This is a genomic window from Paenibacillus sp. FSL P2-0136, from assembly GCF_037975325.1.
Taxonomy (GTDB): Bacteria; Bacillota; Bacilli; order Paenibacillales; family Paenibacillaceae; genus Paenibacillus_AQ; species Paenibacillus_AQ silagei.
This window is the reverse complement of sequence record NZ_CP150244.1, coordinates 5,903,335-5,917,729: the sequence shown is the minus strand read 5'-3', so window position 1 is coordinate 5,917,729 and position 14,395 is coordinate 5,903,335. Positions and strand designations below refer to the sequence as shown.

Genomic DNA, 14,395 nt, shown 5'->3' with positions numbered 1-14,395 from the left:
GTGGTGAAAGGTTAAGAATGTATATGCTTCATGCGATGAATTATCCTTCTATACCCTGCGGATACGGCTGGGGGTAAATAATGAAATCTTCAAGTCCGGCCTTCTCCAGCTGGGTGATGTTATATTCATCCGGAGTCCCTTCCACGCCGGCATAACCCTTGCGGGTATACATATGAATGGCATCGGGAAAGGCATCACGCAGGACTGCACGGATTTTTTTGCCTGAGCTGTCATTGTCCATGTACAGGTAGACTTCCCCGTCCCGGATGGTATTCCGCAGGGATTCCAGCTTCAGGGTATTCAGCGTACCGAAGGTGCACAGAATGTCGACCTCTGGTTCAAGCAGCCGCCTCAGTCTGCTGCGGTCGTTCTTGCCTTCGACAATAATGGTGATGGACATATGCAATCAGCCCCCGGATCTTAGTTGTTATGACGATATTGTACCTAAGCTGCGCTATTTTTAACAGCTTGTTGAACAATATGTATTCATTCCCCGGGAAATGTCGCATTCAGGCGGCAGGGCTGTTCCAGTCGGGGGCGTAGGAGGAGAGGCGGCCGGATCTGCCCGGAGGCAGCAGCAGGAGAGCTGTCATCAGCAGCACGAAGGCGATGAAGTACGGGGACACGTACTCCCTTAGCTGCCCGGCAGCGACGGGTCCGGCGAAGGCCCCGAGGGACATGGCGATGGATTGCAGCGAGAAGGTCCGGCCCAGCCGCCTAGCGCCGCCCAGGCTGATGAAGAGGGAGGCCATAGCCGGGAACAACACGCCCTTGGCAGAGCCGAGCAGGAAGAGGACCACTCCGGCCGGGATGCTGCGGAAGGCAGCCAGGGTGAAGAAGCAGAGAGCCATCCCCAATAAGGCAGCGGCAATGCGGATGCCCGGCGAGAGGCGGTTCAGGAAGAACAGGCAGAGGGTCGCCAGCGCTCCAAGGCTGAGCAGGGAGAGCAGAATTCCGGTAGAGACCATCCCGTCTTGTCCTTGTGACAGCGGAAGCTCGAAGAACAGTACGCCCTGGGAGCAGGATACGAAGAAGGGCAGCAGATAGTAACGCCTGGAGACAGCAGGCTGGCCGGTAGCGGCCGCCCCAGACGGCAGATTCTCCTTCACCGGGAGTACTGGCCCCGGCAGGGCCAGGGCCGGATTATGCTTCGGCACACTGAAGAAGGCCATCACACCGGTGAAGATCAGGAGCCACCCCAATGTACTGAACGTGCCGGAGTAACCGGCTTTGGCGACGATGAAGGCTCCGGCGGCAGGGGAGACAACCGAAGCTAGCGTGTGAATAATTCCGTTGCCTGACATGTATTTACCCTGGGTCGCAGGGTCAGACGAGAGCGAGGCCAAGAGAGTCATACAGGCAGGGGAGAGGAACGCCAGGGCGAACCCGCTCGCTGCCCGCAGCAGGAGCAGATGCCAGGGCAGCTGGGCATGCGCCTGCAGAAGCAGGATCAGACCTGCTACAGTAAGGGCGAATACGATATAGCGGCGGCTGCCGTTGCGGTCTACAAGTACACCGGCCAGCAGATTGCCCGGGAGGTGGGTCAGGGAATACATCCCCATCATCCAGCCGATGAAGGCCGGGCCCGCTCCCAGGGACATGGCAAAGGGTGTCAGGATAGGGTACTGGGCATGTAAATCGAAGAACGCCAGGAACATGAAGAGGTACAGCCACATTGCAGTTTTCACGGATAACACCTCCAGATTAGCGGCCAGCCGCTGATGACGGAACGGATTCCAGCAGAGGGAACAGCCTACTTGTACTTTACGTGCGGCAGCGGGGGCTTATACCATTTTCTTGGCCAGCCCCTGTATGCAGTTCTGCATTCCGGCAACCATGAATTATAAGGGTCATTCATGTATAATAATTAATATTAATGAAATGTCTGACGGGACAGCGTCCCGGAGTGGCGAAATTTGCGATTGGGGTGTTGTGAAATTGATGAATCCGGAAGTGTGGTCACAGTTTATCAGAGAGAATTGGCTTGTTATTGTTATTGCGCTTGTCCTGCTGTTCGCAGTCGTTAACATCGTTAAGACTATGCTGAAATGGGCTATCGTCGTCGTTATTGTGGTGGGGTTATTCATTTATAGCGGGGTGACCATGGATCAGATCGGTAATGCCGTTAACAAAGTGGCGGACGGGACAGTCAGCACGCTGAAGAATGAGGCGCAGGAGGTTATGCTCAAAGAAGCGCAGGAGGCGGTCTATACCTCCGGCGGTGACGGCACCTTCACCATCACTACTCCTAATCTGGAGGTGAAGGGCTCCGCTGCAGAGGACAAGGTGGAAGTGGTCTTCCGCGGAGTCAGCCTCGGGAAGTGGAGCGTTACGGATACAACCAAGACCTTCATCGACGAAGCCCGGAAGCAGGCGGGCAAGTAATAGTGCAGCGGGCTCAGGGTTACCTGCAGCAGCAGAAGGAGGAGTGATTCATTGAATACCTGGATAGAAAGTCTTCGTGAAGCCAATATCATCTCCATTGTTCTGCTGCTGATCGTCCTCTTCTCTGCACTGCAGGGCTGGGGCCGGGGCTTCCGCAGAGCAGCCGGAGGGCTGTTCGGCATGCTCGGATCAGGAGTGCTTGCGGCAGCTTCGCTGGTGATGGCGATTCCCGCAGCCGTATACCTCTCGCCTGCTGCCGGGAACTGGGCTTCCGGCATTACTCCGCCGGAGGACAAGCTAAGCCAATGGCAGCAGCTATATTATACCGGTGCCTCTGTACTGGCGAATTCACCGGTAGTGCGGTTTCTGTTGCTGCTCTTGCTGTGCTATACCTTGATTCGTCTGCTGCTGGGTCTGCTGTTCCTGCTGCTGCCGTTTCGCCTGCCGCGCCAGTCCGGGAGGGGCTCAGGGCGGATCACAGGCGCCAGCCGGCTGGTCGGGGCAGTGCTTGGCACCGCCGCAGGGCTTACCCGGGCCATGGTGCTGGTCTTTGTCCTGTTCATCAGTGTCGCCCTGAACCCGGACAGCGGCTTCAGCCGCTATGTGCAATCATCACCGGTCTACAGCCAGAGTGCGGAAGCGGTATTTGAGCCGCTGGCCGGTGAACAGGTCAGAGGCAAGCTTCCGGTACTGACCAAGGCGGTAGCCGCCGAGATGAGTGACATTCTCCGTCGTAAATATGAGGTGATTGACCATGATATTTCGGCGGATATTGCCGGTGCAGCCGCAGAGATCGCCGGACAAGCAAGCGGCGATGAAGAAAAGGCCAGGCTGCTCTATGACTGGGTAGGCTCGCGTATTGCCTACGACTATAACAAGGCGAAGAATTATGAAGAGAGACGGATCTGGCACGAGCAGACCCCGCAGGATACGATGGATACACGGCTTGGGGTATGCATTGATTACGCGCGGCTCTATGCCATGATGGCCCGCTCGCAAGGTCTTCAGGTGCGTGTCGTCACCGGCAAGGGCTATGACGGTCAAGGCGGTTATGGCCCGCATGCCTGGAATGAGGTCTATATCAGCAGCAGCGCAGCCTGGATTCCGCTCGATTCCACCTGGGCCAGCAGCGGCAACTGGTTCAATCCGGGGGATTTCGACTCCACGCATATCAAGGAGAACATCCTCTGAGAAGGAAGCGGACGCTCTTGTATCTATGGTACAATAACAGCGGGCAAGTGGAGACGGCTGTGCCGTCCTTTCAAAGGACGGTACCGTTAGCTCTTGCCCCTGATCTGAAGGATAAGCAGTACTGCAAACCATACAAGGAGAGGACTTGCTGTGAGATGGTTCGGTAAGCCGGGCTCCGGCCCAGGTGATGGAGAGACCCGCAACTACCTGAGCTTACGCATAAATCTGTTTTTCTTTGGCACTTTTTTTATTTTTGTGATCATTATGATCCGGCTTGCGGGACTGCAGTTTGTAGAGAGTCCCGAGCTTAGCGAGGTGGAGGCCAGCCGGGAGACCAAGGATGTTCCGCTTGCGGCGATCCGGGGGACTATTCACGCGGCGGGCGGGGAAGACATCGCACATTCCACACCGATTCAGTCGCTATTCGTTACGTTAACCCAAGAATACACCGCGAAGGTCAAGAATAAGAACACCGGCTTATATGAACCCACTGCTGAAGCCAAGGCAAATACGAAGGCGCTGGTGGCGGGGCTGTCATCCGTTTTTGAACAGTATGGTGACCCTTCTGCGAAGAAGCTGCTTAAGGAGGATATCCTGCAACTGCTGGACCTTGATTACAAGAAGTCACTGGGGTATGTACCGCGCAAGATCAAGGCCGGTCTTACGATGAAGGAAGTCGCCCATCTGATGGAGAACAGGCAGCGTTATCCCGGGGTGTCAGTGGTGGAGGAGAGTATCCGCCATTATGACAAGGACACGGTGGCTGTCCAAACGGTTGGTTATATGAAGCAATTCCGTTCTACAGAAACAGGATATAATTTATACAAAAATATCCGCAGCGCCATGAAACAAACGGGTGCGGACCCGGGACTTAGCTACAGGGAAGATGAGTTCGTCGGCATCTATGGTCTTGAACAGCAATACCAGCGCGAGCTTAGAGGGAAGAACGGGTATCAGACGATCTCTGTCAATGCCCAGAATATGGCCGAAGAGGTTATCGCGTTGGTCCCGCCCGTCAAGGGCAACGATATCTGGATGACGATTAACAAGCAGGTGCAGATGAGAACAGAACAGGCGATTATGGATCAGCTCAACTGGCTGCACCGCAACCCTGTACAGGGGAAGCTTCATAAGGATGCGCTCACCGGCTATGCCGTTGCGATGGAAGTCGATACAGGCAATGTAGTGGCAATGGCGAATATGCCGGACTATGATACGAATGTCTGGAATGCTGAGAGGCTGCCGACAGAAGTGTGGGCCAAAATTGAGGACTATTATCAGAACGGGACGATTACAGATATTTCCTCCGGTATCTCCGGTAACGGGCTGAAGTCATTGATCTTCCTGGGTTCCACGATTAAGCCGTTAAGTGTCTTGATCGGTCTGGAAGAAGGCTTATTCACTACCGGGGATACTTACATGGATAAAGGGATTGGTTATTTCGGTAAGAATAACAGCTCCTCGGTCAGGAATTCCTCCGGCCATGTCCTGGGCCCGCTTAGTCCAGCGAAGGCTATTCAGGAGTCCTCGAATGCTTTTATGGTAGAGTGGGTCGGTAATGCCCTGTACAAGAAGTATCCGGGAGAAGGCATTGCCATATGGGATAAATATATGAAGGCATTCGGCCTTGGGGTGTCTACGCAAAGCGGGCTTCCGGGTGAAAGTGCCGGAGTTGCCGATTATCTTGATCCGAAGAAGGCAGGCTCTGCCCAATCAGCGCTGGTACTTGCCTCCTTCGGCCAGAAGGGGAAATACACCGCACTGCAGCTTGCCCAGTATACGGCAACACTTGCGAATGAAGGTGTGCGGATTAAGCCCCAGCTCGTCAGTAAGATTACAGATCCCGATGGGAAGACGGTTAAGCAATTTGGACGGGAAGTCCTGGACAGCATCTCGTTTCACCCTTCTTACTGGAAGGAGATCAAGCGCGGGATGAATACTAAGGTTAAGGCGTTTGACGGATTCCCGTATGACTTCGCCCGCAAGACAGGAACCTCTGAGATGGAAGCCTTCGGGGCCACCCGAGACAACGGGGTATTCATTGCTTATGCTCCGCGTGAGCATCCTAAGCTTGCGGTGGCCGTGATTATTCCGGAAGGCGGCTTTGGAGCGAACAGTGCAGCACCGGTAGCCCGCCGGATCTTTGAAGCCTATGACCAGGAGTATGGACTGGATGGAGTCCCTAAGAAGAATGTGCCAGAGTCAAGGGTGGATTAAACGGTTTATTTTGATGTAGAGGAGTGAAAAACTGTGGGTGTTTTCCGAAAGCAGGCCTCCCCCCCGGAAGAGAAGGACAGCAAGAGCTCGCTTGGCCTGCGGCTTAACGTGTTTTTCTTCAGCACGTTTGTCATTTTTTGTGTGATTATTATTCGTCTCGCAGTTATTCAATTCGTTGAGGGACCGACGCTTACCGAGGTGGAGACCAGCCGGGATACCAAAAGTGTCCCTCTCGCCTCCATCCGTGGAGGCATCCGCGCAGCCGCAGGCGAGCAAATTGCCTACTCCACCTCCGTTCAAACGCTGTATGTTACGCTTACGAAAGAATATACAGCCAAGGCGGTGGACAAGGAGACGGGGATCAGCTCGCTGAAGCCGGAGGCAAGAGCCAATGCGTATGCGCTGGCGAATAATCTGGTTGCGAAATTTGACGAATATGGCGACCCGAACGGCGAGAAGCTGACCGTTAATGAAGTGATTAATTCTCTGGATTTATATTTCAAGAAATATTCGGGCTATATGGCCCGCAAGATCAAATCCGGTCTGACCACCAAGGAAATCGCCTATTTCATGGAGCACAAAAGCGAGTTCCCCGGTCTGGAGATCGTAGAAGAAGGCGTGCGTCATTACGACAAGGATACCGTTGCCGTGCAGACGGTCGGCTATATCAAGCCCTTCAAATCCTCCAATACGCTCAACATCTACAAGAATATTCAGAGCGCCATGAAGAAGATCGGCGCAGATCCCGGCCTGAATTATAAAGACGATGAATTCGTCGGCTTCGACGGTCTGGAGCTGCAATATCAGCGGGAGCTGCGCGGCAAGAACGGCTATCAGGTCATCTCGGTGAATCCGCAGAACATGGCCGAGAAGGTGGAAGAGGTTGTGCCGCCTGTCAAGGGTAATGACATCTGGATGACGATTGACAAGAATGTTCAGCTTAAGACGGAGCAGGCCATCACCGAACAGATTAATTGGCTGCACCGCAACTCTGTACAGGGCAAGACTCATCCTGACGCCAAGACAGGCTACGCCGTGGCGATGGAGGTCGATACCGGCAATATCGTGGCCATGGCCAGTATGCCTGATTACGATACCAATGTCTGGACAGCGGAGAAGCTGGATTCAGATACATGGAACAAGATCATGGGCAATTACCAGAACGGGACGATCACCCCGTATTCTTCCGGCCTGTCCGGTCATGGATTTGGTTCCACGGTACTGCTCGGTTCCACCATTAAGCCGCTGACGGTGCTGATCGGTCTGAATGAAGGCTTTTTCAGCACTTCGTATACGTACACTGACAAAGGGATTGCCTATTTCGGTAAGGATGATAAATCCTCTGTCCGAAATTCCTCGGGTCACGTATACGGCCGGATGGGTCCGGCTAAGGCGATTGAGGATTCCTCCAACGTGTTCATGGTGGATATGGTCGGTAAGAAGCTTTATGAGCATTACAAGGGTGAGGGCATTAATATCTGGGATAAGTATATGAAAGAATTCGGCCTGGGCGTATCTACGCAGAGCGGTCTGCCTAATGAATACCTGGGACAGATCAACTACACAGATACTAAGGCAGCGGGCAGTGCGCAAGCCGCGCTGGTCTATGCCTCCTTCGGACAGCAGGGCCGTTATACGGTGCTGCAGCTAGCCCAGTATGCCTCGACGCTTGCGAATGAAGGGGTGCGGATTAAGCCGCAGCTTGTCAGCAAGATTACGGATTCATCGGGCAAGGTGGTCAAGAAGTTTGAGCGCGAGGTGCTGGATGAAGTGACGACCTTTGACAAGTCCTATTGGAGAGAGATTAAAAAGGGCATGAACAGTAAGGTCTCCGCATTCGCAGATTTCCCTTATGATTTTGCCCGTAAGACAGGGACCTCACAGCAGCTGGGAAAAGGACAATTACGCGATAACGGGGTATTTATTGCCTTCGCCCCGCGTAATAATCCTAAGTTAGCGGTGGCTGTGGTCATTCCGGAAGGCGGCTTCGGCTCCAACAGTGCCGCTCCGGTTGCGCGTAAAATTTTCGATGCTTATGATTGGGAGTACGGACTGGACGGTGTGCCTAAGAAAAGCCTGAAAACAGCGAACTCAAATGACGGCGCTGCTTCCGGTGACAGTGCCGATAATACTCCTGCAACAAACTGATGATATTATAATCGAGTAGGAGATGGATCTGCGTAATACCAAATATACGGTTGCCTTCAAACGAAAGAGCAACCAAGAATGGAGGGGTGGCAAATGACTGCCAAATACCGCCTGCTAGCATTGGATATGGATGGAACCCTACTGAACGACGAACAGAAGATTACCCCGCTTACGGTGGAATGGATCAAAAAAGCGATGGAAGCCGGCGTACATGTCTGCCTGTCTACCGGACGCTCCTCGCGCAGTGCGATGCCGTATGCTGAACAGCTTGGCTTGAATACTCCGATGATCATGGTCAACGGAAGTGAAGTCTGGCGTGCGCCTCATGAGCTGTATCGCCGGTCCCTGATGGATGTTGAACTGGTCCGGGAGATGCACAAGATCGCTGAAGAATTCGATATCTGGTTCTGGGCCTACTCCGTAGATGAAGTGTACAACCGGGATAGCTGGGATGGGGAGATTGACAGCAGGGAATGGCTGAAATTCGGCTATTCCACCGAGGATAACGATATCCGTCATAAGCTGCTGATGCGCCTGCAGGAGCTGGGCGGGCTGGAGATCACCAACTCCTCGCCGTTCAACCTGGAGATTAATCCGCTTGGCGTCAATAAGGCTTCAGGCATCCTTGAAGTATGCAAGCTGCTCGGCATTAACATGTCCCAGGTTGTTGCCGTAGGCGACAGCCTCAACGACCTGGCAGCGATCCAGCAGTCCGGCTTTGGAGTGGCTATGGGTAACGCCCAGGAAGCTGTCAAGCAGGAAGCGGATGCGGTAGTAGCTACGAATAATGAAGACGGGATCGCGGAAGTGATCCAGAAGTACATCCTGACAGAGGCCGGAACCTCGGCGGGCAGGATTTCTAAGCAGGCTTAGGCTGAGGGGCGAGTAAAGTGGTTTGGAAAGGTTTAACGTAATACATGAAAAGATAATGACCAACACCATTAGAGAATTCCAGTGAGTTTACCTATCGAAACAAACTTAAGGAGTTGAGGGAATTGACAATTCTGGGCTGGATTCTGATCATTGCTTTATTCGCAATCGGGCTGGCGGGGGCGGTATATCCGATCCTGCCGGGGGCGCTTGCGATTTACCTGGCTTTCTTTGTATATGGCTGGTTCTTTTCCTTCGACTCCTTCGGTCCCTGGTTCTGGATTGCCCAGACCCTGATCGTTGTCGTTCTGTTCGTTGCCGACTACGTGGTCGGGGCCTGGGGCGTCAAGAAGTTCGGCGGCTCCCGCGCCTCGGTGATCGGCAGCACCATCGGTCTGATTGTCGGTCCGTTCCTGATTCCGGCGTTCGGCCTGCTGATTGGCCCCTTCCTGGGTGCCTTCATCGGCGAGCTGATTGCCGGCGAGAAGGCAGGTAAAGCGGTTAAGGTCAGCTTCGGCGCTCTGCTCGGGCTGTTCAGCAGCACAGTCGTCAAGATTATTCTGCAGATTGTGATGATCGTCCTCTTCTTTATCTGGATCGGACGTTACTAAATTTATTGTGAAGAAGGCGAAACAGCTTGTCCACCAAGAAAGAATCCTTTGTCAAAGGCACGCTTATTCTGGCGGCAGCCGCACTGGTGGCCCGTGTCCTCGGGCTTGCCCAGCGGGTGCCGCTGGAGCATTTATTCAATGAAGTCGGTAACGCTGCGTTTACACAAGCCAACAACGTGTATCTGCTGCTGCTGCCGCTGGCGACAGCGGGAATTCCCAGCACACTTAGTAAAATGGTGTCCGAGCGCTATGCGCTGAACCGCCCGCAGGAAGCACAGCAGGTGTACCGGGCGGCGCTGATTTTTGCGGCTGTGGTTGGTGTGCTTATGAGTGTGGCGCTCTACATAGCTGCTCCTTATTATGCGGAATCCAGCAAGGTTCCCGAGAGTACATTGGCCATACGGGCGATTGCCCCGGCGCTGCTGCTATTCCCCGCGATCGCGATGATGCGCGGGTATTTCCAAGGGCGTAACAATATGATGGCCGGCGGCATCTCACAGATTGTTGAGCAGATTGCCCGGGTATCCACGGCCATTCTGCTTGCCTTCATTCTGCTGCGCCAGGGTTACAGCAACACCTGGATGGCAGCAGGCGCATCCTTCGGGAGTGTGCTCGGCAGTATCGGCGCCTTCGGCGTGATGCTGTATTATGCCATGAAGCTGCGCCGCAGCGAGGAGAAGGTTGCATTATATGAATCGAGTGAAGCCCGTATCCCGCTGCTGAAGATTTACAAGGATATTTTCAAGCTGTCCATACCAATTGTATTGTCTTCCGTTACGGTGCCTGTAGTGAACTTCATTGATACAACCTTTATTGTGCCGCTGCTTAGCGGACAAATCGGCTTGAAGGAAGCTACGTGGACACTGGGGATCTTCGGCAGCAGGGCACAGAGCGTGGCCGGGATTCCTCCGGTCTTGTCGATCGCCCTAAGTGCATCGCTGATTCCGATTATATCTGCCGCCTTCGCCCGCAAAGATGAACAGCACCTGCAGCGTCAGGTCACACTCGCCATGCGGGTGTCCATTCTAACCGGCACACCGGTTGTGCTCTCACTGGTCGTGGCGGCGTATTCCGTTAATGGCCTGCTGTTCAAAACACTGGATGGCAGCGGAATTGTAGCCATGCTGACGCTCGGCACCATTTTCCAGATTACGATGATGACCACGAACTCGATCCTGCTTGGAATGGGCAAATCGCGGATATCTATGTATTATGTACTTGTTGGTATCCTCGTGAAGTTTGGCTCCAATTTCCTGTTCAGCCAGTGGTTCGGCATCTACGGCATTATCGGCTCTACGGCATTGTGCTTCATTGTCATTACACTGCTGAATCTGCGGATGCTCAAAAAAATCGTACCCTTCTCCATTCTCGGCAAACGCTGGGGAGGCTTCTCCATTGCGGTTCTGGCCTCGGCAGGCATCGGCTATGGTCTGAATGAAGCAGGCCTGTTGATGACTGATCTTATGCCGGCCCGTCTGGCCTTCCTGATTACCTGTCTGGTGGTTGGAGCGGCAGTCGTGATTGTGTATCTGGTTCTCCTGATCATTCTGGGTGTACTCAGCAGCCAGGAGATTGCCGGTTATCCCCGTCCGCTGCGCAAGCTGCTGGGTCCTTTAATGAAATTGCAGCCCGCCCGTGTTCGTGCCGGTGAATAATGATGTTTGACTTATTCCGTACATTTTGCTTCACTTAAAGAGCAAGCTTCTTGTGTAACTTTCTGATAGAAGGGAATGGTCAATAAATGGACAAAATCAGCTCGCCTGCCCAGTTCCAGGTGGCAATTCAGTCTCCGCGCCTGACGGTGGCAGTCTTCAAGGCAGATTGGTGTGTGGATTGCAAATTCATTGATCCGTTCATGCCGGATGTGGAACAGAAATATGCAGAGCGTCTTACCCTGGTCGAAGTGGATGTTGATGCCGTAGGCGATGTCAGCCAGGAACAGAATATACTGGGCATTCCAAGCTTTGTCGCGTACACCGATGGACGGGAACTGGTCCGGTTTGTGAACAAGCTCCGCAAGTCCCGGGAGGAAATCGAGAAGTTCCTTGATACGGCGCTGGACGTTTATCTCAGCATTCACAAGTAATTACGCAGCACCGCTTTCGCCCTATCCGAGCAGAAGCGGTGCTTTTTTTCTAATAATATAAGCATTTATATGTTTCATACTCATTCCTATACAATACGGGTGATACTATTGACGACACTTCAATTAAAATGGCTCAGCTATCTGACCTGTCTCATTATGTTCATGGCGCTGTTCGGCGGGGTTGTGGTGACTAAGACCGGCTCGGGACTGGAATGCGGAAATCAGTGGCCGCTGTGCCACGGGAAGCTGATTCCGGCCTATACCATCGGCTCTCTGATTGAATATACCCACCGCTTGTTCAGCGGCCTGGCTGGCCTGCTGTCCCTGGCTTCCATGGTTGCCTTCTGGCGTTATGCCAGGCACCGCAGAGATCTGCTGGCTTATGCCCTGCTGACCCTGATCTTCGTCATCGTTCAAGGCGGGATGGGAGCGCTTGCAGTAGTGAAATCGCAGTCGGCTGCGGTTATGGCCCTGCATATGGGCTTCTCGCTGATTGCCTTCGCCGGTTCGCTGATGCTGGCGCTTGGGACCAGACGGACATTCGCTCCAGGAGCGGAATTCAGCACAGGAAGTCCCAAAGTCCGCCCAGCCTTCCGCAACTTAACCTGGGTTACTGCAGTATATTCATATATCGTGGTCTACATCGGGGCCTACGTAAGCCATACCAGCTCCCAAGGCGGGTGTTCCGGCTGGCCGCTGTGTAACGGACAATGGATTCCGGAGATGAGCGGCGGAGTAGGGATTGTATTCATTCACCGGATGGCGGCGGCGATTCTGTTCCTGCTGACGGCTATACTTGGGCATCTGGCCTTCTGGAAGCATAAGGAGCTGCCGGAGCTGAGGGCTCTGGGAGTAGCGGCAGTTCTGTTATGCCTGATGCAGGTATTCAGCGGAGCCGCAGTAGTATACACATTGAATAATGAAAGATTGTACATATTTGCTGCGTTGTCTCATATCGTGCTGATCTCCGGACTCTTCGGGGTTCTGTGCTACATGAGTGTAAGGGTCTGGCAGTTAAGCGGAGCCGGCAGGGGCAGCAAGTAATAAGTAAACGGCAACGGTGGATGGGATAAGCATAAGGTCCTGTTTGAGGAGGAACGCTATAGTGCGATACGGTAATTTACGACAATGGATTGAGCAGCTCCGCAGGGATAAGGATCTGGCAGTGATAGATACCCCTGTTGATCCTTATCTGGAGCTTGCCGAAATTCACCGCCGGGTGGTGGAGGAGGAAGGCCCGGCACTGCTGTTCACGAACGTGCAAGGAACACCGTTCCCGGTCGCTACGAACCTGTTCGGTACAGTTCAGCGCGTCAACAAGGCCTTTGGGACAAGACCGGAGCAGCTGCTGAAGTCGCTGACAACGGCGATGGATCAGCTGATTCCGCCTTCAGGCGCCGGCTTATGGCGGGAGAAGACGGTGCTGCTGGAGCTGCTGAGGGCAGGAACCAAGAATATACCGCAAGGAGAGGCTCCGGTACTCGGCGTCTGCAGCAGCAGCGATCCGCTGAAGGAGCTGCCCCGGATTACGGCCTGGCCTAAGGACGGCGGGGCGTTCATCACGCTTCCTCTGGTCTATACGGAGAATATCACCAACCCCAAGGATCATAATCTCGGACTGTACCGGATTCAGATGTATGACGACAGCACCACAGGTATTCACTGGCAGATTCACAAGGGCGGCGGCTTCCATCACTCGCAGGCAGAGCTTCTCGGCGAGACCCTGCCGGTGTCTGTCTTCATCGGCGGGCCGCCGGCCCTGATTGCAGCGGCAGTGGCACCGGTGCCGGAACGGATTCCGGAGCTGATGCTGGCTTCGCTGATGCTGGGCGGCAAGCTTCCCATGGTGCAGGACCCCTTGGGCGGGCACCGGATTCCGGCTGAGGCGGAATTCTCCATCCGGGGACGCGTGTCTCCGCTGGAGCGGAGAGCGGAAGGGCCTTACGGCAGCCAGTCCGGCTACTATTCCATGCAGCATGATTTCCCGGTCATGCATGTTCAGCGGATGTGGCACCGCAAGGATGCCATCTACCCGGCGACCATCACCGGCAAGCCGCGTCAGGAGGATTATTATCTGAAGGATTATTTGCAGCGGCTGCTCGCTCCAGCCTATCCTATGCTGATTCCTTCGGTCAAAGCGCTCTGGTCCTACTCCGAATCCGGTTCGCATTCACTGACCTCAGCGGTTGTGAGGGAAAGCTATCCCCGTGAGTATATGGTGTCAGCGTTTCGTATCTTAGGGGAAGGTCAGCTCTCCTTAACCAAATTCCTGCTGCTGACTAATGTGCAGGTGGAGCTAACGGATTTCCCCAAGCTGCTGGAAACGGTGCTTGAGCGCTTCAATCCACAATCGGATTTGACGATCTTTGCCAATACCTCCATGGATACACTGGATTATACCGGACGTAAGCTGAATCATGGCAGTAAGGCGGTGATGGCGGGCATTGGCAGCCCGGTCCGTGAGCTGCCAAGGACCTATACAGAGGGTCTGCTTCCATCAATCACCGCCGCTGTGCCTTATTGCGGAGGATGTTTAGCCGTTTCCGGTGCATCCTATGAAGAGGACCCGGAGCTGCCGGAGCGGCTGGTGGCTGCCTTCAAGGAGAGGGAGACCGCCTGGCCGCTGATTGTGCTGGTGGATCAGGCGGAAGAGGCGGTAAGCACGCAGACCTCCTTCCTGTGGACCGTATTCACCCGCTTCAATCCGGCGGATGATATCTATTCGGCGGCCGGGGTACACCGGGGCAGCGTCAGCTATACACTGCCGATCATTATAGATGCCCGGATGAAGCCGGGATACCCGGAGGAACTGGCTCCGAGCGAGGATATTGCGAAGCGGGTAGACCGCAACTGGAACCGTTATTTTCCTCTGGCGTAGAAGTGAATT

General features: G+C 54.2%; 12 protein-coding genes. 10 read left to right on the top strand and 2 right to left on the bottom strand.

Annotated elements, in window-relative coordinates; translation table 11 throughout:
• Positions 1-40: 40 nt before the first annotated feature.
• On the bottom strand, positions 41-400 hold the full coding sequence (locus NYE26_RS25085; protein ID WP_036722053.1) for a DNA primase: 360 nt from the start codon (positions 398-400) through the stop codon (positions 41-43).
• A 109-nt stretch (positions 401-509) separates the two neighbouring features.
• Positions 510-1,688 (bottom strand): MFS transporter, encoded by a 1,179-nt coding sequence (locus tag NYE26_RS25080; RefSeq protein WP_339250946.1) that lies wholly within the window; start codon positions 1,686-1,688, stop codon positions 510-512.
• Between the two features lie 253 nt (positions 1,689-1,941).
• On the opposite strand from NYE26_RS25080, the gene NYE26_RS25075 reads away from it, so the two are divergent.
• The 10 genes from NYE26_RS25075 to NYE26_RS25030 all read left to right on the top strand — a co-directional run bounded on the left by NYE26_RS25075 (position 1,942) and on the right by NYE26_RS25030 (position 14,386).
• Positions 1,942-2,385, top strand: coding sequence for a hypothetical protein (locus tag NYE26_RS25075; RefSeq protein WP_036722049.1), 444 nt, complete (start codon positions 1,942-1,944; stop codon positions 2,383-2,385).
• 51 nt (positions 2,386-2,436) lie between these two features.
• The gene (locus tag NYE26_RS25070; RefSeq protein WP_209875885.1) at positions 2,437-3,576 is read left to right on the top strand and encodes a transglutaminase domain-containing protein; all 1,140 of its coding nucleotides are present in this window, start codon (positions 2,437-2,439) and stop codon (positions 3,574-3,576) included.
• Positions 3,577-3,726: 150 nt separating this feature from the next.
• Positions 3,727-5,793 carry a penicillin-binding protein 2 gene (locus NYE26_RS25065; RefSeq protein ID WP_339250945.1) on the top strand — a complete coding sequence of 689 codons (2,067 nt, stop codon included), beginning with the start codon at positions 3,727-3,729 and terminating at the stop codon, positions 5,791-5,793.
• A 33-nt stretch (positions 5,794-5,826) separates the two neighbouring features.
• On the top strand, positions 5,827-7,941 hold the full coding sequence (locus NYE26_RS25060) for a penicillin-binding transpeptidase domain-containing protein (protein WP_339250944.1): 2,115 nt from the start codon (positions 5,827-5,829) through the stop codon (positions 7,939-7,941).
• Between the two features lie 93 nt (positions 7,942-8,034).
• Complete coding sequence (locus tag NYE26_RS25055) at positions 8,035-8,814, top strand: Cof-type HAD-IIB family hydrolase (protein ID WP_339250943.1); 780 nt, start codon at positions 8,035-8,037, stop codon at positions 8,812-8,814.
• Positions 8,815-8,936: 122 nt separating this feature from the next.
• Positions 8,937-9,422 (top strand): DUF456 family protein, encoded by a 486-nt coding sequence (locus tag NYE26_RS25050; RefSeq protein WP_339250942.1) that lies wholly within the window; start codon positions 8,937-8,939, stop codon positions 9,420-9,422.
• 26 nt (positions 9,423-9,448) lie between these two features.
• Entirely contained in the window at positions 9,449-11,077 is a 1,629-nt protein-coding gene (locus NYE26_RS25045; RefSeq protein ID WP_209875896.1) for a polysaccharide biosynthesis protein, read from the top strand.
• An 86-nt stretch (positions 11,078-11,163) separates the two neighbouring features.
• Positions 11,164-11,508, top strand: coding sequence for a thioredoxin family protein (locus NYE26_RS25040; RefSeq protein ID WP_036722030.1), 345 nt, complete (start codon positions 11,164-11,166; stop codon positions 11,506-11,508).
• 108 nt (positions 11,509-11,616) lie between these two features.
• Positions 11,617-12,552: a COX15/CtaA family protein gene (locus NYE26_RS25035; RefSeq protein ID WP_209875898.1), complete on the top strand. Its 936-nt coding sequence runs from the start codon at positions 11,617-11,619 to the stop codon at positions 12,550-12,552.
• Between the two features lie 61 nt (positions 12,553-12,613).
• Entirely contained in the window at positions 12,614-14,386 is a 1,773-nt protein-coding gene (locus tag NYE26_RS25030) for a UbiD family decarboxylase (protein WP_339250939.1), read from the top strand.
• Positions 14,387-14,395 lie beyond the last annotated feature (9 nt).